Source organism: Pseudomonas sp. M1, assembly GCF_022760135.1.
Lineage (GTDB): Bacteria > Pseudomonadota > Gammaproteobacteria > Pseudomonadales > Pseudomonadaceae > Pseudomonas > Pseudomonas citronellolis.
Window position 1 is genome coordinate 5,120,362 of sequence record NZ_CP094343.1, and the last position, 20,624, is coordinate 5,140,985.

Sequence of the window (20,624 nt, forward strand, 5' to 3'; positions counted from 1 at the left end):
CGATCCGCGCGGGATCAGCGTTTTCCGGCGGACAGCGGCACCGCGCGCACCGAGGCGCCGGCGGACAGGCGCAGGCGCTTGGCGGTCTGCGCGTCGACCACCAGGGAGCCGGCGGCGACCCGCGCCGGGGCCGCGGCGATGCGGCATTCCTCGCGCTTGCGGTTGTGGATCAGGTAAGGCTCGGCGTCGTCGCCGGGCGTGCCGATGGCCAGCACCAGCGCCTGGCTGTCGGCGATGGCGCGGATCTTCTCGGTCGGTGCCTCGATGGCGGGGCCTGCGTCGAAGATGTCGACGTAGCCCTGGTAGCTGAAGCCCTCGGCCTTGAGCATGGCCAGCGCCGGCTCGGTGTCCGGGTGCACGCGGCCGATCACGTTGCGCGCCTCTTCCGAGAGGAAGCAGGTGTACAGCGGGAACTTCGGCATCAGTTCGGCGATGAAGGCCTTGTTGCCGACGCCGGTCAGGTAGTCTGCCTGGCTGAATTCCATCTTGAAGAAGTGCCGGCCCAGGCTTTCCCAGAACGGCGAGCGGCCGTCGGCGTCGGACATGCCGCGCATCTCGGCGATCACCTTGTCGCCGAACAGCTCGCGGAACTCGGCGATGAACAGGAAGCGCGCCTTGGACAGCAGGCGGCCGTTGAGGCCGCTGCGGTAGTCGGCGTGCAGGAACAGCGAGCACAGCTCGGACTGCCCGGTGAGGTCGTTGGCCAGGAACAGCGTGGGGATCTCGCGGTGGATGCCCAGCTCCTGGGAGGCGCTGACGGTAAGGCCGACGCGATAGTTGTACCAGGGCTCGCGCAGGCCGACGGCGCCGGCCACGGCGGAGATGCCGACGACCTTGCCGGCATCGTCCTCGAGGACGAACAGGTAGTCGGCGTCGGCGCGCTCGGCTTCGCCGCGGAAGGCCTTCTCGGCCCAGCCGACGCGGTGCGCCAGGCGCTGTTCGTTGGCCGGCAGCGTGGTCAGCCCGGTGCCGGTGCTGCGCGCCAGTTCGATGAGGGCCGGCAGGTCGGCGCTGGTGACAGGACGAACGATCATATTCACTCCGTTCAAGCTATGAGCCGGAAGCCGGAAGCTGGAAGTTGAAAGCGCTGAGCCTCCAGCTTCCGGCTTCTGGCTTCCAGCTCGTTAAACCGCTACCAGACGCACGCTGGCGCCTTCGCCGATGCCCAGGGCCTCGGCGGTTTCGGCGCTGAGGGTCACCGGCTTGCCGGGCACCCAGTCCAGCTCGGCGACCACTGCGCGGTAGTCCTGCAGCAGGCCGTTGGTGACCAGGTAGCTGCGGGTGGCCTTGGGCACCTCGCCGATGCGCACCGGCACCAGGCGGCTCTGGGCGATGGAGCGGATGCCCGAGGTGCGCGCGTGCAGGGTCGGGCCGCCATCGAAGATGTCGATGTAGTTGTCGGTCTCGAAGCCTTCGCGCATCAGGATGTCGAAGGTGATCTGCGCCCGCGGGTGCACCTGGCCCATGGCTTCCTGGGCCTCGTCCGGCAGCAGCGGCACGTAGATCGGGTAGTGCGGCATCAGCTCGGCGAGGAAGGTGCGGCTCTTCAGGCCCGAGAGCTTCTCGGCCTCGCTGTAGTTGAGGTCGAAGAAGTTGCGCCCCACGGCGTTCCAGAACGGCGATTCGCCCTGCTCGTCGCTGTAGCCGACGATCTCGGTGACCACGGCGTCGGCGAAGCGCTCCGGGTGGCTGGCCATGAACAGCAGGCGGCCGCGGGAGTTGAGCTCGGCGATGGGCGTGTTCACCAGCTCGCGCTGCACGTAGAAGCTGGTCAGCAGGCTGTTGCCGGTGAGGTCGTGGCACAGCGAGAGGACGTGGATCTTGTTGTGGATCTTCAGCTCGCGCGAGGCGTGCACGAAGGTCTCGTTGCGGAAGCTGTAGAAGGGCTCGGAGAAGCCGGCCGAGGCGACTATGGCCGAGCAGCCGACCAGTTGCCCGGTCTGCGTGTCCTCGAGGACGAAGAAGTAGCTTTCCTCGCCGTTGTAGCTGACTTCGGCGGCGAACGAGGCCTCCGAGGCCAGGATCTTTTCCTTCAGCCGTTCCGCGTCGTCCGGCAGCGACGTGACGCCGACCGGGCTGTCCGCGGCGAGACGCTGCACCTGCTGCAGGTCGGCCGCTTGGGCGGGGCGCATCACCAGCATGGCGTCACTCCTCTAACCAGACAAAACCATATGAACTTCCCCGTCGCGTCGCGGGCACGGCACAGCCTGCGCCAACGCATTCGGGGCCTGCGAAAAACGGCCGGGCAAGCCGGCCGCATCGAACCGGCGCCGGCGGGATGCCCGGCGCCGTACTGCGGATCAGCCGCGGGTGAGCTTGGCCACCGCGCGCTCCAGGCGATCCAGGCCTTCGTCGATGTCGGCGTCGTCGATCACCAGGCTGGGCGCGAAGCGCACCACGTCCGGACCGGCCTGCAGGATCATCAGGCCTTCCTTCTCGGCGGCGTTGAACACGTCCTTGGCCTTGCCCTTCCAGGCATCGGCCAGCACCGCGCCGATCAACAGGCCGAGGCCGCGGACCTGGGTGAAGATGCCGTATTCCTGGCCGAGCTTCTCCAGGCGCGCCTTGAAGCGCTCGTGCTTGGCGCGCACGCCTTCGAGCACCTCGGGCGTATTGATCACATCGAAGGCCGCGCCGGACACCGCGCAGGCCAGCGGGTTGCCGCCGTAGGTGGTGCCGTGGGTGCCGACGACCAGGTGTTCGGCGATCTTCGCGGTGGTCAGCATGGCGCCGATGGGGAAGCCGCCGCCCAGGCTCTTGGCACTGGAGAGGATGTCCGGGACCACGCCGTAGTGCTGGTAGGCGTAAAGGTAGCCGGTACGGCCGAAACCGCTCTGCACTTCGTCGAAGATCAGCAGCGCGCCGTTGTCGTCGCACAGCTTGCGCACGCCTTCCAGGTAGGCCTTGTCGGCCGGCAGCACGCCGCTCTCGCCCTGCACCGGCTCGATGATGACCGCGCAGGTCTTGTCCGAGATGGCGGCCTTGAGCGCGTCCAGGTCGTTGAACGGGATGTGGGTGATGCCTTCGACCTTCGGCCCGAAGCCGTCGGAGTACTTGGCCTGGCCGCCGACGTTGACGGTGAACAGGGTGCGGCCGTGGAAGCTGTTGACCATCGAGATGATCTCGTACTTCTGCGGGCCATAGACGTCGTGGGCGTAGCGGCGCGCCAGCTTGAGCGCGGCCTCGTTGGCCTCGGCGCCGGAGTTGGCGAAGAACACCCGCTCGGCGAAGGTGGCGTCGATCAGCTTCTGCGCCAGGCGCAGGGCCGGCTCGTTGGTGAACACGTTGGATACGTGCCAGATCCTGTTGGCCTGCTCGGCCAGCGCGCCCACCAGCGCCGGGTGGCAGTGGCCCAGGGAGTTCACGGCGATGCCACCGGCGAAGTCCACCAGCTCGCGGCCGCTCTGGTCCCAGACTCGCGAACCCTGCCCACGCACCGGAATGAAAGCGGCCGGGGAGTAGTTGGGGACCATCAGCTGGTCGAAGTCGGAGCGTTGTACCTGAGCGTGCGGAGCGGACATCGGTGTTCTCCTGCCTGGTGAGGCGGCTATCGATGGAAGGATTGTAGGGACGAAAAACCGGTTGGCATTGCCGCCAAGCGACAACTTCTTATAGCGCCAACCCGTGGATTTCCGAGGCTTTCGGAAATGCGACAGAAAGCGTCGGTAAGGCGCAGTGTAAAGCCAGGGCGGGCCTGCGGGTACAAGGCGCGGGGGAATTTGTTCGATGGTCGGACGGGGGAAGGTTGGGTGGGGTTTTCGTGGGAGCGAGAGGACGCCTGGCCCTTCCCCTTCGGGGCGTTCGGCGGTGCCGGGAAATCCCGATTGTTCGCGAGCAAGCTCGCTCCTACGAAAAGCCCACGCAGCACCGCGCTTGCTCTTGTAGGTGCGAGCTTGCTCGCGAAGGGGATTCCCCGGTGGCTACGGTGCCTTGGCTCGGCTCCGCCCCTCTCCCTAACCCTCTCCCTGAAGGGAGAGGGGACCGTTGGGCAGGGCTGGATGTTCTGGCGTCAGCCGGCAACGCCAAATATCGCCGACTGAAACCTGGCCTCCTCTCGGCACGGACGGCTCCCTCTCCCTTCAGGGCGGGGCGCGCAGCCGAGGGCTAGGGAGAGGGAACGCGGCCACGCCCAACACCAGCGTAACCGGGAGCCTCCCCCACTCAGCTCACCCCCGCTCCCCAGGCCCCGGCGCACCATCGGCAGCCCCCTGCCCACGACGCTGGTTCCGGTCTTCACGAGGGGTCACACCAAAGAAATTGCGGTAAGCACTGGAGAAGTGCGGCCCACTGGAAAACCCGCAGGACAGCCCGATCTGGATGATCGACTTGCTGGTCTGCATGAGCATCTGCCGCGCTCGGTTCAGGCGCAGTTCCAGGTAGTACTGGCTGGGCACGCGGGTCAGGTACTGCTTGAAGATGCGCTCCAGCTGGCGGCGCGACACGCAGACGTGCTGGGCGATCTCGTCGGTGGTCAGCGGCTCTTCGATGTTCGCTTCCATCAGCAGCACCGCCTGGGTGAGCTTCGGGTGGCTGGAACCGAGGCGGTTCTTCAGCGGGATGCGCTGGCGCTCGCTGCCCTCGCGGATGCGCTCGACCACCAGTTCCTCGGACACCGCGCCGGCCAGTTCCGCGCCGTGGTCGCGGGACAGCACCGCCAGAAGCAGGTCGAGCACGGCCATGCCGCCGCAGGCGCTGAGGCGGTCGCGGTCCCACTCGAACAGGTGGTTGGTGGCGATGACCTTGGGGTAGCGCTCGGTGAAGTCGTCGTGCCAGCGCCAGTGCACCGCGGCGCGGTAGCCGTCGAGCAGGCCGAGCTGGGCCAGCGGGTAGATGCCGGCGGACAGCGCGCCGACGCTGGCGCCGCCGCGGGCCAGTTGCTTGAGCGCGGCGGCCAGCGGCGCGGAAACCTGCTGCGGCGCCTCGTCGGCGACCAGGAAGACGCGCTGGCACTGCTCCAGCACGCCCTGCCAGGCCTGCCCCGGCAGGCGCCAGCCGTCGCCCTCGGCGGGCTGCTCGGCGTTCATGAACACCGGGTCGTAGAGCGCTTCGGGGTGCAGGCGCCGGGCGACCCGTAGGGCCTCCTCGGCGAGCGCCAGGGTCAGCGCGCGGGTCTGGGGCCAGAGCAGGAAACCGATGCGTTGGGCAGTCATGCGGAGGCTTCTGTCGACTTCGTCGGGGGACAGCTTACTTCAAGCTGCCGGAAAGGAACTGCTTGAGGCGGTCCGATTGAGGATTTGCCAGGACTTCCTTCGGGCAACCGCGCTCTTCCACCAGGCCCTTGTGCAGGAACACCAGTTGGTTGGAGACCTCGCGGGCGAAGCCCATCTCGTGGGTCACCACCACCATGGTGCGGCCTTCCTGGGCCAGGTCCTGCATGACCTTGAGCACCTCGCCGACCAGCTCCGGGTCCAGCGCCGAGGTCGGCTCGTCGAACAGCATCACCTCCGGCTCCATGGCCAGGGCGCGGGCGATGGCCACGCGCTGCTGCTCGCCGCCGCTCATGTGCGCCGGGTAGGCGTCCTTGCGGTGCGCCACGCCGACCTTGGCCAGGTAGTGCTCGGCCTTCTCCAGGGCTTCCTTCTTCGACACGCCAAGCACGTGCACGGGCGCCTCGATGACGTTGTCCAGGGCGCTCATGTGCGACCACAGGTTGAAGTGCTGGAACACCATCGACAGGCGCGAGCGCATGCGCTGCAGCTGGCGGGTGTCGGCGGCCTTGAGCGCGCCGTCCTTGTTCGGCACCAGCTTCAGTTCCTCGCCGTTGAGCAGGATCTTGCCGGCGTGGGGCTGCTCCAGCAGGTTGATGCAGCGCAGGAAGGTGCTCTTGCCCGAGCCGGAGGAGCCGATGATGCTGATCACGTCGCCCGCTTTCGCCGCCAGGGAAACGCCCTTGAGCACTTCGTGGGTGCCGTAGCGCTTGTGCAGGTCTTGGATTTCCAGTTTGTACATGTCGGTTACTCGAATTCAGTCGTTGATCAGCCGGCCCGTACGGAACGGCTCGCGCCCGGCCACCTTGGCCATCCAGTGTCCCGTCAGCGCATAGCGCCCCCGCTCCAGGGCGAAGAGCACGCCGGCGGTTCCGGCGCACACGGTGCTGACCTTGTCGTTCAACGGGTCCACCACCTCGAACAGCGCCTCGCCCTTCTCCACCCAGTCGCCGGCGCGGCGCAGGAAGCTGACCACCCCGGCGTGGGGCGCGGCGAGGTATTCGGTGCCCTCGAAGGGCATGCCTTCGCAGCATTCGGCCGGCGCTTGCGGCCATTCGCCGGCGATCAGCCCCTGTTCGGCGAGGAAGGCCAGGATCGCCTCGGCGTTGTCGCGCGCCTGCTCGACGCGGGTGTCGCCCATGCTGCCCAGCTCGACCGTGGTGGCCATGCATGCCGCAGGCACGGCGGCCTGTGGATAAGCACGGGCCAGACGCAGCCAGGGCAGCGAGCAGGATTCGTCGAAGGAGTTGCCGCCGGAGTCCTCAGCCAGCAGCGCCACGCCCGCCTTCAGCCGTGCAGCGAGGGAACGCCACTGCGGCCAGTGCTGCGGGATGGCGTAGAGGTGGATGCAGGCCTCGAAGTCGCAGTGCAGGTCGAGCACCACGTCGGCGTCGCAGGCATGGCGCAGCAGCAGGCGCTGCATGGCTTGCAGCTCGGAGGTGGCCGGCGCCAGCGCGTCGAGGACTTCGCGCATGTGCTGGCGGATCAGCTGCACGTTGGCCTCGGCGTCGTCACCCAGTTGGCCGGCGATGCGCGGCTCGACCAGGGATGCCAGGTCGACGAAGCCGCGGTTGAAGTTCTGCCCGCTGTTCGCCTCGAAACGCCCGAGGTGGCTGGCTTGCAGCCACTGGTCGAGGCCGATGGGGTTGGCCACCGGCACCAGCTCGACCGTGCCCAGCAGGCGGCCTTCGGCCTCCAGCGCGGCCAGGCGCAGCTTCAGCTCCCAGGCGGTGCGCATGCCCGGCAGCTCGTCGGCGTGCAGGCTGGCCTGGATGTAGGCCTTGCGCGGGCCGGCGCCGTAGCGGAACAGGCTCAGGCGGCGTTCGCTGCCGAGGCTGGCGCAGGGCAACAGGTGATCGATGCGTTGCATGTTCCCCTCCTCCGCCTCAGTGCTTGCGCGGCGCCAGGTAGGCCAGCCAGCGGCGTTCGGCGGCCTTGAACAGGCGCACCAGGATCAGCGTCAGGATCAGGTAGAAGACCCCGGCGGTGATGAAGGCCTCGAACGGCAGGTAGTACTGCGAGTTCACGGTACGCGCGGCGCCGGTGATGTCCACCAGGGTGACGATGGAAGCCAGGCTGGTGGTCTGCAGCATCATGATCACCTCGTTGCTGTACTGCGGCAGCGCGCGGCGCAGCGCCGAGGGCAGGAGGATGCGGCGGTACATCTTCAGGCGCGACATGCCCATGGCCTTGGCCGCCTCGATCTCGCCATGGGGCGTGGCCTTGAGGCTGCCGGCGAGGATTTCCGCGGTGTAGGCGCTGGTGTTGATGGCGAAGGCCAGGCAGGCGCAGAAGCTGGCATTGGACAGCCAGGGCCAGAACACGCTGTTGCGCACCGTCTCGAACTGGGCCAGGCCGTAGTAGATCAGGAACAGCTGCACCAGCATGGGCGTGCCGCGGATCACGTAGGTGTACAGCCAGGCCGGCAGGTTCACCGCCGGGCGCTTGGACACGCGCATCAGCGCCAGCGGCACGGCCAGCAGCAGGCCCACGGCCAGGGAGATCAGCAGCAGCTTGAGGGTCACCAGCAGGCCGCCGAAGTACAGCGGCAGGTTTTCCCAGATGACGGTGTAGTCGAAAATCATCGCGTGGCTCCCCTTACAAATCCGCGACCTTGACGCCCACCGAGTAGCGGCGCTCGAGCAGGCGCAGCAACAGCAGCGAGACGCTGGTCACCACCAGGTAGAGGGCGGCGACGAACAGGTACCAGGTGAACGGCTCGCGGGTGGCGTCCGCGGCCTGCTTGGCCTTGAACATCATGTCCTGCAGGCTGACCACCGAGATCAGCGCAGTGGCCTTGACCAGCACCAGCCAGTTGTTGGTGAAGCCGGGGATGGCCAGGCGGATCATCTGCGGCACCTGCACGCGGAAGAACACCTGCAGGTGGCTCATGCCGTAGGCGAAGCCGGCCTCGGCCTGGCCCTTGGGGATGGCCATGAAGGCGCCGCGGAAGGTTTCCGAGAGGTAGGCGCCGAAGATGAAGCCGAGGGTGCCGACGCCGACGACGAAGGGGTTGAGGTCGATGTAGTCGTCGTGACCCAGCAGCGGCGCGACGCGGTTCACCAGGTCCTGGCCGCCGTAGAAGATCAGCAGGATCAGCACCAGGTCGGGTACGCCGCGGATCACCGTGGAGTAGGCGTCGCCGCACCAGGCCAGCCACCTGACCGGCGACAGGCGGAAGGCCGCGCCGACCAGGCCGAGCACCGCCGCCAGGGCCATCGACAACAGGGCGAGCTGGAGGGTCAGCCAGGCACCATCGACGATGGTGGCCGCGTAACCGTTGAACATGGTCAGCACCTCATGCAACCGCTCGCCGCAGCGGCGAACGCAGAACGACGGGCCACGGAGCCCGGGAAAACCGGCCGCGGTCGCCCAGCGTCCGCCGCCCAATAAAAAAGTGGCACAAACAGCAGGGACCGTTACCGTTTCGTCACGGCCGCGACGGAACAATTTTTTGCGCGGGGCAAGGTGCACGCGTCACGGCTCGGTCATCCCAGATGAACAGCGAGCGAGGCCCCCGCACAAAAAATAGCCCGTCCCTTCGGGTTGCGCGGCAAATGACGCCATGCGTCGTTGCGGGATTTGGCAAGGGAACACCATTGCCTGCATCCCGCGCCTAGCCTGGCGTCATTTGTCGCAGCAACGCGACTCGCGCCGAAACGGCAACGGTCCCCGGGCCTCGGCCCGGGTTTGCGCCACTTTCCGGTCAGGGATCAGTTCGAGCCGTAGACGTCGAACTTGAAGTACTTGTCCTGGACCTGCTTGTACTTGCCGTTGGCGCGCAGCGCGGCGATGGCCGCGTTGAACTTGCCGGCCAGGGCGCTATCGCCCTTGCGCACGGCGATGCCCACGCCTTCGCCGAAGTACTTCTCGTCGGTCAGTTGCGGGCCGACGAAGGCGAAGCCCTTGCCGGCGTCGGTCTTGAGGAAGCCGTCGTCGAGGTTGACCGAGTCGGCGACCACCGCGTTCACGCGGCCGGCCACCAGGTCCATGTTGGCTTCCTGCTGGGAGTTGTAGCGCACCACTTCCACGCCGGCCGGGGTCAGTTCGCCGGAAGCGTAGCGATCCGCGGTGCTGCCACGCAGCACGCCGACCTTCTTGCCCTTGAGGTCGGTCAGCGGGTCGTTCAGCGCCGAGCCTTCCTTCATCACGTAGCGGGCCGGGGTGTTGTAGTACTTGTTGGTGAAGTCCACGGACTTCTTGCGCTCGTCGGTGATGGTCATCGACGAGAGGATGGCGTCGATCTTGCGCACTTTCAGCGCCGGGATCAGGCCGTCGAATTCCTGCTCGACCCAGGTGCACTTGACCTTCATCTCTTCGCACAGGGCGTTGCCGATGTCGACGTCGAAGCCGGCCAGTTGGCCATCGGGAGTCTTGAAGGAGAACGGCGGGTAGGCCGCTTCGATGCCGATACGCACGGGCTTGTCGTCGGCGTGGGCCATAGCGGTGATAGCGGAGAGCGCCAGCGCGCCGAGAAGTGCGAACTTCTTCATCAGTAACTCCTTCGAGGGTAGGACTTCGATTGGCAGGAGAAAGGGGTTGGCCCAGGCTGCCCGTGCAGAAGTGAAGGTTATTGTCGTCTGCGCGCATTGCCGTGGCGGGTTTCTCGTGGAAAACCACGCCATCCAGGGTGAGCGGCATTCTAGCGACAGCCCCTGGGCGGTTATTTCTTCAATGCGACAACTAATTATAGAAGCACCGGAGAGCGGGCTCCGACGTCTTGACGGGGCGGATTTTAGGTGATCAAGGCGGGAAGAGTAAAACCAATTTTCACTGCAGGTATCGAGCCAATTAATGGACACCTCAATGAATACGCGGCCTCCAGCCTGGGGTAGTTTTCTGGAGTTCAGAAAAGGCGCACAGAAAGCGGGCGAAATGTTTCCAGGCGCCTCATTTTGTCGCAGCAGGGCGGGAGGTGTTACCGCTTGCGCAAAGGCCGGTCCCTACCCTGTCGTTCTGAATCTGACCTGGCGGACTTCTTCTCGGAGAGTGGTTCGCCATTGCCAGGACGCATCGTCGCCAGCTCTTCAAACCCTTCCAGTAGCTCGGCAAAGATGTCGCGCTTTCTCGTCATGCTGATCTCCCATCCAGAATCATGAATCCTGCATGGCATGCGTCATGGTGAACGATCGAAAACGGACGAAACGGCGGTAGGAGTGGTCTATCAGCCCTCAGGAAACCGCCTTGGCAATCAACCTGTAGGATCTCATCCGCGAATCGCGCCGGGACGGTCGGCTATCGCGGACAAGGTCCTCCTACAGTTCCAGGGAAGCCCCGTAGGATGGGTTGAGCGAAGCGATACCCATCACCGCCACCGCATGGGTTTCGCAAGCTCAACCCATCCTACGAAGAGCACCTCGGCGCAGCCGGCAAGACAGTTGCTCCTACGTTACAGGCGAGCATGGCTCCTACGAAGAGCATTCTGGCTCGGTCTGTCCTACAGTGGAAGAAAGAAAAACGCCCCGGCAAGCCGGGGCGTTTTTCGTTGCGGAGGCGGATCAGGCGGCTTTCATCGCCCGGTGGGTGTCCACCAGGTGCTGCACCACGCCCGGGTCGGCCAGGGTGGAGATGTCGCCCAGGGCGTCGTACTCGGCGGTGGCGATCTTGCGCAGGATGCGGCGCATGATCTTGCCCGAGCGGGTCTTCGGCAGGCCCGGGGCCCACTGGATGACGTCCGGGGTGGCGATCGGGCCGATCTCCTTGCGCACCCAGGCCTTGAGTTCCTGGCGCAGCTGCTCGTTGGCTTCCTCGCCGGCGTTCAGGGTGACGTAGACGTAGATGCCCTGCCCCTTGATGTCGTGCGGCACGCCAACCACCGCGGCCTCGGCCACTTTCGGGTGGGCGACCATGGCGCTCTCGATCTCGGCGGTGCCCATACGGTGCCCGGAGACGTTGAGTACGTCGTCGACGCGGCCGGTGATCCAGTAGTAGCCATCCTCGTCGCGGCGGGCGCCGTCACCGGTGAAGTACATGCCCTTGAAGGTCTTGAAGTAGGTGTCGACGAAGCGGTCGTGGTCGCCGTACAGGGTGCGCGCCTGGCCCGGCCAGGAGTCGAGGATCACCAGGTTGCCCTCGGCCGCGCCCTCGATGATGTTGCCCAGGTTGTCCACCAGCGCCGGCACCACGCCGAAGAACGGCTTGGCGGCGGAGCCCGGCTTCAGCGCGTGGGCGCCCGGCAGCGGGGTCATCAGGCAGGCGCCGGTCTCGGTCTGCCACCAGGTGTCGACGATCGGGCAGCGCGACTGGCCGACGGTCTCGTAGTACCACTGCCAGGCTTCCGGGTTGATCGGCTCGCCCACCGAGCCCAGCAGGCGCAGGCTGGAACCGTCGGCGCCTTCGACCGCGGCCTTGCCCTCGGCCATCATGGCGCGGATGGCGGTGGGCGCGGTGTAGAGGATGTTGACCTTGTGCTTGTCGACGATTTTGGCGACGCGGGTGATGTCCGGGTAGTTCGGCACGCCTTCGAACAGCACGGTGGTGGCGCCGTTGGCCAGCGGGCCGTAGACCACGTAGCTGTGGCCGGTGACCCAGCCGATGTCGGCGGTGCACCAGAAGACCTCGCCAGGGCGGTAGTCGAACACCCGCTCATGGGTCAGCGAGGCGTACACCAGGTAGCCGCCGGTGGTGTGCAGCACGCCCTTGGGCTTGCCGGTGGAGCCGGAGGTGTAGAGGATGAACAGCGGGTCCTCGGCGCCCATTTCCTTCGGCGCGCAGGTGGTGCCGGCGACCTTCATCAGGTCTTCGTACCAGACGTCGCGGTGCGCGTTCCACTTGATGTCCGAACCGGTGCGCTTGCAGACGATGATCTTCTGCACGCTGTTGGTTTCCGGGTTGGTCAGGGCGTCGTCGACGTTGGCCTTGAGCGGGGTCTTCTTGCCGCCGCGCACGCCTTCGTCGGCGGTGATCACGATCTTCGAGCGGCAGTCGATGATGCGCCCGGCCAGGGCTTCGGGGGAGAAGCCGCCGAACACCACGGAGTGGATGGCGCCGATGCGGGTGCAGGCGAGCATGGCCACCACGGCTTCCGGGATCATCGGCATGTAGATGGTCACCACGTCGCCGCGGTGCACATCCTGGCCGCGCAGGGCGTTGGCGAACTTGCAGACCTGCTCGTGCAGCTGGCGGTAGGTGATTTCCTGGTGCTCGGACGGGTCGTCGCCTTCCCAGATGATCGCCAACTGGTCGCCGCGCTCGGCGAGGTGACGATCCAGGCAGTTGTAGGAAACGTTGAGCGTGCCGTCGGCGAACCACTTGATGTCGACGTGGTGGTCGTCGAAGGAGGTCTGCTTGACCTTGGTGAAGGGCTTGATCCACTCCACCCGCTGGGCCTGCTCGCGCCAGAAGCCGTCGGGGTTGACCACCGACTGCTGGTACAGCTTCTTGTAGCTAGCTTCGTCGGTCAGGGTATTGGCGGCCACTTCGGGACGCACGGGATACACGGATGCCGCACTCATGACGCATTACCTCGGTTCGGAGTGTTGTTCTTGTTGGGACCAAGTTGTAACGGCCGGGGTGCGCAGGGACCATACGACCATGGTCTTACCAATCCTTAGTCGTAGTGATAGGCCCCATCAGCCCGGCTGACGGGGCCTGCGGCAATGCGTCACATACCCAGCGCCTGCGGCAGCGCGAGGGAGATGAAGGGCACGTAGGTGACCAGGATCAGGAACAGCAGCAGGATCATCAGCCAGGGTAGCGCCGCGCGGATGGTCGCCCCCAGCGGCATGCCGGTGACCGCCGAGGTGACGAACAGGTTGAGCCCCACCGGCGGGTGCACCAGGCCGATTTCCATGTTCACCACCATGACGATGCCCAGGTGGATCGGGTCGATGCCCAGCTTCATGGCGATGGGGAAGAAGATCGGCGCGAGGATCAGCGTGATCGCCGAAGGCTCCATGAAGCTGCCGGCGACCAGCAGCACCACGTTGACCATCAGCAGGAAGCCGATCGGCGTCAGGCCCTCCTGCACCACCCATTCGGTGATCTGCTGGGGGATCTGCTCGGTGGTCAGCACGTGGGCGAAGAGCATGGCGTTGGCGATGATGAACATCAGCATGATGCTCAGCCGCCCCGACTCCACCAGCACCTTGGGGCAGTCGCGCAGGCGCATGTCCTTGTACACGAAGAGCGCGACGAAGGCCGAGTAGACCGCCGCCACCGCCGCCGCCTCGGTCGGGGTGAACAGCCCGGAGTAGATGCCGCCGAGAATGATCACCAGCAACGCCAGGCCCCAGCCGGCGCGGCGCGCGGTGGCCAGCCACTCGCGCAGGCTCACCCGCGGTTGCGCCGGCAGCTTCTTGATCCGCGCGACTATGTAGATCACCACCATCAAGATCACCCCGAGCAGCAGCCCCGGCACCACCCCGGCGACGAACAGCTTGCCCACCGAGGTCTCGGTAGCGGCCGAGTAGACCACCATGACGATCGATGGCGGGATGAGGATGCCCAGGGTACCGGCGTTGCAGATGATCCCGGCGCCGAACTCGCGCGGATAGCCCGAGCGCACCATGCCGGCCACGGCGATGGAACCCACCGCCGCCACCGTCGCCGGCGAGGAGCCGGACAGCGCGGCGAACAGCATGCAGGCCAGCACCGCGGCGATCGCCAGGCCGCCGCGGATATGCCCGACGCAGGCGTTGGCGAAGTCGATCAGCCGCTGGGCCACCCCGCCGGTGGTCATGAAGGCCCCGGAGAGCAGGAAGAACGGGATCGCCAGCAGCGTGTAGGCCTCCGAGGTCTCGAACAGCTTGATCGCCAGCGAGCGCACCGAGTCCTGGCTGAACATCAGGATGGTCAGGGCCCCGGACAGGCCCAGGGAGATGGCGATGGGCACGCCGATGAACATGAGCAGGAACAGCAGCAGGAACAGCACCAGGACGGTCATGGGCGCGTCTCCTTCGCTTCCTCGCCGGCCAGGCGGGTGGCCTCGGCGGCCTCGTCGGCCAGGCCCAGGCCGAGTTGCCTGCCGCGCAGCAGGCGCACCAGGATTTCCAGGTAGCGCACCAGCACCAGGGCGAAGCCGATAGGCACTATCACGGCGATGTAGGCCTGGAGGATGCCGAAGTGATCGAGGTCCTCCGCGCCGATGCCGGCGATGAACAGGGTCTTCACCCAGGCGAAGCTGGCGACCATGAACAGCCCGGCGTAGGCCAGGCAGCAGAGGCAGGCGACTACGCCGATGGCCCGCTGCACCCGGCGCGGCGCCAGGCGCACCAGGGCATCGACGCCGAGGTGGCCGGCAGTGCGCACGCCGTAGGCGATGCCGAAGAAGATCAACCAGCCGAACAGCGCCTTGGTCAGGGCATTGCTCCAGGACATGTCCTGGGCAACGCCCAGCAGCGCGTCGCCGATGGCGTAGGCCGGCCGCTGCAGGGCCGGCAGGTTGTCGCCGAGGTCGTAGAAGACGGTGAAGACGTTGGTCAGCACCACGTAGACGAAGGTCACCAGCGTCATGGCCGCCAGGAGCAGGGCGATCACGCCCTCCTCCAGGTGGTTGCAGACGCGCACGAGGGATTTCATGGCTGCGCACTCCGAAGCGCCCCGCCAGGCGGGGCGCTGCTGGGGGTCATTGGGGGCGGTTGGCGGCCTGGGCGGCCTGGAGGAAGTCGGCGCCGACGTTGCCTTCGAACTTGCGCCACACCGGCTGCATGGCCTCGCGCCAGTCGGCGCGCTGCTGCGGGGTGAGCTTGCGAATCTCGCTGGCGCCGGTGGCCAGGATGCGTTCGCGCGCCTGCTGGTTGAGGCGTTCGGCCTGCTGGTTGACCTGCACGGTGACCTCGTCCATCACCGCCTGCAGCGTTTGTCGCACATCCGCCGGCAAGCCGTTCCAGAACGCCGCGTTGGTAATCACCATGTAGTCCACCAGGCCATGGTCGGACTCGGTGAAATACTTCTGCACCTCGTTGACCTTCTGGCTCTCGTAGTTCGACCAGGTGTTCTCGGTGCCGTTGACCACCCCGGTCTGCAAGCCCTGGTAGACCTCGGCGAAGGACATCTTGCGGGAGATCGCGCGCAGCGCGCGGAACTGTTCGTTGAGCACGTCCGAGGCCTGCACGCGGAATTTCAGGCCGCGGGCATCGGCCGGCTCCAGCAGCGGGCGGTTGGCGGAAAGCTGCTTCATCCCGTTGTGCCAGTAGGCCAGGCCGAGGATGCCCTTGCTCTGCATGCTGGTCAGCAGGCTGCGGCCCTGGGGGCTGCGCTGGAAACGGTCGACGGCCTGGATGTCGTCGAACAGGAACGGCAGGTCGAAGATCTGCACCTTCCTGGTGTACTGCTCGAACTTGGCCAGCGACGGCGCCAGCATCTGCACGTCGCCCAGCAGCAGGGCCTCCATCTCCTTGCCGTCGCCGAACAACGAGGAGTTGGGGTAGACCTCCACGCGCACCCGGCCGGGCAGGCGTTCCTCGGCCAGGCGCTTGAACAGCAGCGCGCCCTGCCCTTTGGGGGTGTTCTCCGCGACCACGTGGGAGAACTTGATCACTATGGGCGCGTCGGCGGCCTGTGCCGCGACGGCGCAGGACAGCGCCAGAACGGCGAGCAGAACCCGCCGGATCGATCCGAACATCGCATCACCCTCAGGTTGTTCTTGTAGTGGCGAGGTGGGCCGGGTGGTAGGCCCGCGATGAGACTGACGCAATGCTGGCGTTCGGAGAATTCGCGTTTTCCCAAAGCCGCATTCGGTTTGCTGGAACGCAGCCCACAAGGCCACGCGCGACGGGCTGTGGGACGAATCCGGGAAGCAAGGCGCCGCCCGGGCGGGCGGCGCGATTCAGGCGGCCTGGCGCCTCAGTTGGGCAGGCGCGCGCTGTGTTCGAGCATCAGTTGCTCGTCCTCGGCGAGCATGCCGGGGATGCAGTCGCGGAGGAATTCGACCCAGGTGCGGATCTTCGCATCGAGGAACTGCCGCGACGGGTAGAGCGCGTAGATGTTCAGGTGGAACAGGCTGTAGCCGGGCATCACCCGCACCAGGCTGCCGTTGCGCAGGCCCTCCACCGCCGAGTACACCGGCAGCGCGCCTATGCCCATACCGGCCACCACCGCCTCGGTCAGGGCATCGGCGGTGTTGACCTGGAAGTGGGTGTGGTCGATGTGCGCCAGCTCCTCGCCGTCCGGGCCGTGGAACAGCCACTTGTCCAGCGACATCACGCTGTTCACCAGGCGCAGGCAGCGGTGCCCGGCCAGTTCCGCCGGCACCTTGGGCGAGCCATGCCGCGTCACGTAGGCGGGCGCCGCGCAGAGCACGCTGTGGGTCTGCCCCAGGCGCTTGGAGACGAAGCCGGAGTCGGGCAGCTCGGGGGCGATCACCACCGAGATGTCGTAGCCCTCGTCGAGGATGTCGGTGGTGCGGTTGGCCAGGGTCAGGTCGAAGCTGACTTCCGAGTACATCTCGCAGTACTGGGAGATCGCCTTGATCAGGTAGTGCTGGCCGATGCCGGTCATGGCATGCACCTTGAGCTTGCCGGCCGGGCGCGAGTGGGCGTCGCTGGCCTCGGCCTCGGCTTCCTCGATGTAGCCGAGGATCTGCTGGCAGCGCAGCAGGTAGCGCTGGCCGGCCTCGGTGAGGGCGATGCGGCGGGTGGTACGGTGCAACAGGCGGGTACGCAGGTGGGCTTCGAGCTTGGCCACGGTACGCGAGATGTAGGCCGTGGTGAGGTCCATGCGCTGGGCGGCGGCGGTGAAGCTGCCGGTCTCGGCGACACAGACGAAGGCACGCATGTTGTGCAGCAGGTCCATCATTTCTCCTGAGAGCCTGTCCGCGCGCCGTGCCGGGCGATGCCGGCTACAGCAAAGTCTTGTTACAGATTCGCGACAGGCGGCGAATTGTCGCATAACTGCCCACGGCGAATTGTTGTTTTTCAGGCAACAATAATTCGCCCAACTGTCAGCTTATCCTGCCTCCGGCGGTTTTCTAGAATCGCCTCCCCACCGCGGCCCCTCCGCAGTTCCCAGGATTCACAGCTGTGTTCCGCCATACGCGCCAGGCTCGTTTCGCCCCTGCTCCGTCGCCCTTCCCGCAGCCCTGCGGCTGCACAGCTCCCGACTCGCCGCTGCCCCGATGAACAGCCTCACCCGCATCAGCGCGCGCCTGCCCGGCGCCGACGCGCTGCGCCAGGCGGCGTCCGCCTGGGCCCATAGCGACGGGGTGACCTGGGTGTTCATCGGCAAGACCCTGCTCACCGCCTTCCTCGCCCTGTGGCTGGCCTACCGCCTGGAGCTGCCGCAGCCGAACACCGTGCTGGTCAGCGCCTTCATCGTGCTGCAGCCGCAGAGCGGGCAGGTCCTGGCCAAGAGCTTCTACCGCATCCTCGGCACCCTGGCCGGGCTCACGGTGATGGTCACCTTCATCGCCCTGTTCGCCCAGGAGCGCGTGCTGTTCCTGCTCTGCGTGTCGATCTGGGTCGGCCTGTGCACCGCCGGCGCCGCGCGCTACCGCGACTTCCGCGCCTACGCCTGCCTGCTGGCCGGCTACACCGCGGTGATGATCGGCATCCCCGCCACCCTGCACCCGGAGGGCGCCTTCATGGCAGCGCTGTGGCGGGTGCTGGAGATCACCCTGGGCATCTTCTGCACCGGCCTGGTCAGCGCCCTGGTGCTGCCGCAGACCAGCAGCGCCGCGCTGCGCAACGCCCTGGACACGCGTTTCGGCGACTTCGCCGGGCTGGCCGCCGCCGGCCTGGAAGGCACCCTCGACCACGCCCGCTTCGAGCAGGCCGCCGCGCGCATCGCCGCCGAGGCCGTGGGCCTGGAGAACCTGCGCAACGTCACCGCCTTCGAAGACCCGCACATGCGCCTGCGCAGCGGCCGCCTGGCGCGTCTGAACAGCGAGTTCATGCAGCTGACCACGCGCTTCCACGCCCTGCAGCGCCTGCTCGACCGCCTGCGCGAACGCCAGGCCGGCGCCGTGCTGGAAGTGCTGATGCCGTGCCTGGTGGAGGTCGGCGGGCTGCTCGCCGGCTGGCATGGCCGGCCGCTGCGCGACGCCGACGCGGCCTTTCTCGCCGCCCAGCTGGAACACTGCCGCCAGCAGCTGATGCCGCAGATCCGCGAGGCCCGCGCCAGGCTCGCCCACGCCTGCCCGCGGGAAGCCGACCAGTTGGACTTCGAGACCGCCGCCGAGCTGCTGTTCCGCTTCGCCGGCGACCTCCATGACTACGCCCAGACCCACGCCTCCCTGGCCGCCCACAAGCACATCCGCGAGCAGTGGAAGGAACGCTTCACGCCCAAGGCCAACGCCGTGGCCGCGGCCGTCGCCGGGCTGCGCTGCGCGCTGCTGGTGCTGGTCGGCGGGGTGTTCTGGATCGAGACGTCGTGGCTCAGCGGCGCCACCTTCACCCTCACCTCGGTGCTGATCGCCGCGCTGTCCTCGGCCTCGCCCAACCCCAAGCGCCTGTCGCTGCAGCTGACCCTCGGCACCCTGCTGGGCGCCACGCTGGGCTTCATCCTCACCTTCCGCGTGCTGCCGCACCTGGATGGCTTCCCGCTGCTGTGCATGGTGCTGGCGCCGGTGTTCGCCCTCGGCGCCTTCCTCATCACCCGCCCGCAGTGGAGCGGCTACGGCGTGGGCCTGCTGGTGTGGTTCTGCATCGCCTCGCTGCCGGCCAACCTGGCGCGCTACGACGCCTACACCTTCATCAACGAATACCTGGCAATGCTGCTGTCCATGGGCATGGCGGTGGTGGCGGCGATGGTGATACTGCCGCCCAACCGCCCCTGGCTGTGGGAGCGCCTGGAGGCCGAACTGCGCATGCGCGTGGTGCACACCATCAGCGACCCGCTGAAGGGCCTGTCGGCCGGCTTCGAAAGCGGCACCCGCGACCTGCTCAACCAGGCCTATGGCCTGGCCAGCGGCCGCCCCGACGTGCAACGCCGGCTGCTGCGCTGGATGTTCCAGGTGCAGGAGGTGGGCCTGGCGATCATCGAGCTGCGCCGCGAACAGGCGGTGCTGCCCGACGAGCCCTGGTACGCCGAGCACATGCCCTGGCGCCGCGCCATCCGCGCCATGGGCCGGGCGCTGATCCGCCTGTTCATCCAGCCCGGCGAGCACAACCGCCTGCGCGCCCTGGCGGCGGTGGAGCACGCCATCCACAGCACCCGCAGCACCCAGGAACCGCGCCCGCCGCACTTCGACACCTCGCCGCTGCGGCGCATGTGCAGCTACCTGCACTTCATCCGCACCTCGCTGCTCGACCCCAGCTCGCCGCTGCGGGAGAGCTCGCGGGGTTGAGGAAGCCGCGCGCCGTGCCCCACCTGTAGGAGCCCGCCCTGCGCGCGAATCGCGGACAGAGTCCGCTCCTACCGCATGAGCGAGCGTGGCTTTTCGTAGGATGGTGTTGAGCGAAGCGATACCCATCAGCGCAACCGCATGGGTTTCGCAAGCTCAACCCATCCTACGAAGAGCGTCTCGATGCGGCCCGCAAGACAGTTGCTCCCACGGTTCCAGGAAGCACGGTCGGAACGGACCTTGTCCGCGATAGCCGGACCCACCGGCGCGATTCGCGGATGAGATCCGCTACGCTGCCCCACCCGCACCATTCCCATGTAGGAGCGCGCCCTGCGCGCGAATCGCGGGCAGAGTCCGCTCCTACCGCATGAGCGAGCATGGCTTTTCGTAGGATGGTGTTGAGCGAAGCGATACCCATCACCGCAACCGCATGGGTTTCGCAAGCTCAACCCATCCTACGAAGAGCGTCTCGGTGCGGCCCGCAAGACAGTTGCTCCCACGGTTCCAGGAAGCACGGTCGGAACGGACCTTGTCCGCGATAGCCGGAACCACCGGCGCGATTCCATGTAGGAGCGCGCCCTGCGCGCGAAATCGCGGGCAGGGCCCACTCCTACAATTGGTGCATCCTGATACCCATTGCGCGACGGCTGCGACACGACCGCGCAGCGTCATCATGGCCACCCTCGCCCCGCAAACCCGCGCCGCTGCTGGATTGTTGCCTTTTAGTACGAGGTATTTTTGGCTTCCAGGCATATGAATATGCCCGCCGCGGACCTACCATTTGCTTGCTGTTGAAGCGCGCCGCAACACCCAAGAACCCGATCGCAACATCCCTAAAGACATCTTCCCGATGAAGCCGATGAACTTCGTCCTGGCCGCGTGCGCCCGGATGCGGCTCCCGCTCGGGAAAAAGGCAGGAAAATTCATGAAAGCCCTAGTCGTTCTGGCCCTGGCCGGCTTCTCCTCGCTCGCCCTCGCTGCGCAAGCGGACGAGGCTGCCCAACCTCAGAGTCCGGCAGTGGAGCAATACACCTACGGAATGAACCTGGACGTCGCCCACGTGGTTTCCACCACCGATGTCTCCAACCAGTGCGGGGTCGTGCCCGCGCAGATGACCTACGAAGACTCGAAGGGCGAGCGTCACACCATCGAGTACCAGGTCTGGGGCAACGGCTGCACTGGCGGCTAGGCCCATC

General features: G+C 66.8%; 16 protein-coding genes. 2 read left to right on the plus strand and 14 right to left on the minus strand.

What is annotated here, in order from left to right:
- Positions 1–14: 14 nt before the first annotated feature.
- From astA to PM1_RS22550, 14 genes are all read right to left on the minus strand, one after another.
- The gene (gene astA / locus PM1_RS22485; RefSeq protein ID WP_009620758.1) at positions 15–1,034 is read right to left on the minus strand and encodes an arginine N-succinyltransferase; all 1,020 of its coding nucleotides are present in this window, start codon (positions 1,032–1,034) and stop codon (positions 15–17) included.
- A gap of 90 nt (positions 1,035–1,124) precedes the next feature.
- Positions 1,125–2,141 (minus strand): arginine/ornithine succinyltransferase subunit alpha, encoded by a 1,017-nt coding sequence (gene aruF / locus PM1_RS22490; protein ID WP_009620756.1) that lies wholly within the window; start codon positions 2,139–2,141, stop codon positions 1,125–1,127.
- Positions 2,142–2,300: 159 nt separating this feature from the next.
- Entirely contained in the window at positions 2,301–3,521 is a 1,221-nt protein-coding gene (locus PM1_RS22495) for an aspartate aminotransferase family protein (RefSeq protein ID WP_009620754.1), read from the minus strand.
- Positions 3,522–4,166: 645 nt separating this feature from the next.
- Positions 4,167–5,150 carry a transcriptional regulator ArgR gene (gene argR, locus PM1_RS22500; RefSeq protein ID WP_009620752.1) on the minus strand — a complete coding sequence of 328 codons (984 nt, stop codon included), beginning with the start codon at positions 5,148–5,150 and terminating at the stop codon, positions 4,167–4,169.
- 34 nt (positions 5,151–5,184) lie between these two features.
- Complete coding sequence (gene aotP, locus PM1_RS22505) at positions 5,185–5,949, minus strand: arginine/ornithine transport ATP-binding protein AotP (protein WP_009620746.1); 765 nt, start codon at positions 5,947–5,949, stop codon at positions 5,185–5,187.
- A gap of 15 nt (positions 5,950–5,964) precedes the next feature.
- Positions 5,965–7,077 carry a succinylglutamate desuccinylase/aspartoacylase family protein gene (locus PM1_RS22510; RefSeq protein WP_009620744.1) on the minus strand — a complete coding sequence of 371 codons (1,113 nt, stop codon included), beginning with the start codon at positions 7,075–7,077 and terminating at the stop codon, positions 5,965–5,967.
- Positions 7,078–7,093: 16 nt separating this feature from the next.
- Positions 7,094–7,792: an ABC transporter permease gene (locus tag PM1_RS22515; protein WP_009620743.1), complete on the minus strand. Its 699-nt coding sequence runs from the start codon at positions 7,790–7,792 to the stop codon at positions 7,094–7,096.
- Between the two features lie 13 nt (positions 7,793–7,805).
- Positions 7,806–8,495: an ABC transporter permease gene (locus tag PM1_RS22520; RefSeq protein ID WP_009620741.1), complete on the minus strand. Its 690-nt coding sequence runs from the start codon at positions 8,493–8,495 to the stop codon at positions 7,806–7,808.
- Positions 8,496–8,920: 425 nt separating this feature from the next.
- Positions 8,921–9,700 (minus strand): ABC transporter substrate-binding protein, encoded by a 780-nt coding sequence (locus PM1_RS22525; RefSeq protein ID WP_009620740.1) that lies wholly within the window; start codon positions 9,698–9,700, stop codon positions 8,921–8,923.
- A gap of 1,005 nt (positions 9,701–10,705) precedes the next feature.
- Positions 10,706–12,661: an acetate--CoA ligase gene (gene acs, locus PM1_RS22530; RefSeq protein ID WP_009620738.1), complete on the minus strand. Its 1,956-nt coding sequence runs from the start codon at positions 12,659–12,661 to the stop codon at positions 10,706–10,708.
- A 149-nt stretch (positions 12,662–12,810) separates the two neighbouring features.
- A complete protein-coding gene (gene dctM, locus PM1_RS22535; protein ID WP_009620736.1) occupies positions 12,811–14,091 on the minus strand; it encodes a C4-dicarboxylate TRAP transporter large permease protein DctM in 1,281 nt (426 codons plus the stop codon).
- Positions 14,088–14,726 (minus strand): TRAP transporter small permease, encoded by a 639-nt coding sequence (locus PM1_RS22540; protein WP_009620734.1) that lies wholly within the window; start codon positions 14,724–14,726, stop codon positions 14,088–14,090. Before PM1_RS22540 ends, dctM begins: the two co-directional genes overlap by 4 nt.
- 46 nt (positions 14,727–14,772) lie before the next feature.
- Positions 14,773–15,771 carry a TRAP transporter substrate-binding protein gene (locus tag PM1_RS22545; RefSeq protein ID WP_009620733.1) on the minus strand — a complete coding sequence of 333 codons (999 nt, stop codon included), beginning with the start codon at positions 15,769–15,771 and terminating at the stop codon, positions 14,773–14,775.
- Positions 15,772–15,992: 221 nt separating this feature from the next.
- Positions 15,993–16,940 carry a LysR family transcriptional regulator gene (locus PM1_RS22550; RefSeq protein WP_009620732.1) on the minus strand — a complete coding sequence of 316 codons (948 nt, stop codon included), beginning with the start codon at positions 16,938–16,940 and terminating at the stop codon, positions 15,993–15,995.
- A 322-nt stretch (positions 16,941–17,262) separates the two neighbouring features.
- Between PM1_RS22550 and PM1_RS22555 the strand changes: the two genes are divergently transcribed.
- Positions 17,263–19,431, plus strand: a complete 2,169-nt coding sequence (locus PM1_RS22555) for an FUSC family protein (RefSeq protein ID WP_009620731.1) — start codon at positions 17,263–17,265, stop codon at positions 19,429–19,431.
- 922 nt (positions 19,432–20,353) lie between these two features.
- Positions 20,354–20,617 (plus strand): DUF2790 domain-containing protein, encoded by a 264-nt coding sequence (locus PM1_RS22560; RefSeq protein WP_009618416.1) that lies wholly within the window; start codon positions 20,354–20,356, stop codon positions 20,615–20,617.
- Positions 20,618–20,624 lie beyond the last annotated feature (7 nt).

Bases quoted from the DNA above. Each gene is read 5' to 3' on its own strand.
- astA (WP_009620758.1), bottom strand. From the start codon at position 1,034: ATGATCGTTCGTCCTGTCACCAGCGCCGACCTGCCGGCCCTCATCGAA.
- aruF (WP_009620756.1), bottom strand. From the start codon at position 2,141: ATGCTGGTGATGCGCCCCGCCCAAGCGGCCGACCTGCAGCAGGTGCAG.
- PM1_RS22495 (WP_009620754.1), bottom strand. From the start codon at position 3,521: ATGTCCGCTCCGCACGCTCAGGTACAACGCTCCGACTTCGACCAGCTG.
- argR (WP_009620752.1), bottom strand. From the start codon at position 5,150: ATGACTGCCCAACGCATCGGTTTCCTGCTCTGGCCCCAGACCCGCGCG.
- aotP (WP_009620746.1), bottom strand. From the start codon at position 5,949: ATGTACAAACTGGAAATCCAAGACCTGCACAAGCGCTACGGCACCCAC.
- PM1_RS22510 (WP_009620744.1), bottom strand. From the start codon at position 7,077: ATGCAACGCATCGATCACCTGTTGCCCTGCGCCAGCCTCGGCAGCGAA.
- PM1_RS22515 (WP_009620743.1), bottom strand. From the start codon at position 7,792: ATGATTTTCGACTACACCGTCATCTGGGAAAACCTGCCGCTGTACTTC.
- PM1_RS22520 (WP_009620741.1), bottom strand. From the start codon at position 8,495: ATGTTCAACGGTTACGCGGCCACCATCGTCGATGGTGCCTGGCTGACC.
- PM1_RS22525 (WP_009620740.1), bottom strand. From the start codon at position 9,700: ATGAAGAAGTTCGCACTTCTCGGCGCGCTGGCGCTCTCCGCTATCACC.
- acs (WP_009620738.1), bottom strand. From the start codon at position 12,661: ATGAGTGCGGCATCCGTGTATCCCGTGCGTCCCGAAGTGGCCGCCAAT.
- dctM (WP_009620736.1), bottom strand. From the start codon at position 14,091: ATGACCGTCCTGGTGCTGTTCCTGCTGCTGTTCCTGCTCATGTTCATC.
- PM1_RS22540 (WP_009620734.1), bottom strand. From the start codon at position 14,726: ATGAAATCCCTCGTGCGCGTCTGCAACCACCTGGAGGAGGGCGTGATC.
- PM1_RS22545 (WP_009620733.1), bottom strand. From the start codon at position 15,771: ATGTTCGGATCGATCCGGCGGGTTCTGCTCGCCGTTCTGGCGCTGTCC.
- PM1_RS22550 (WP_009620732.1), bottom strand. From the start codon at position 16,940: ATGGACCTGCTGCACAACATGCGTGCCTTCGTCTGTGTCGCCGAGACC.
- PM1_RS22555 (WP_009620731.1), top strand. From the start codon at position 17,263: ATGAACAGCCTCACCCGCATCAGCGCGCGCCTGCCCGGCGCCGACGCG.
- PM1_RS22560 (WP_009618416.1), top strand. From the start codon at position 20,354: ATGAAAGCCCTAGTCGTTCTGGCCCTGGCCGGCTTCTCCTCGCTCGCC.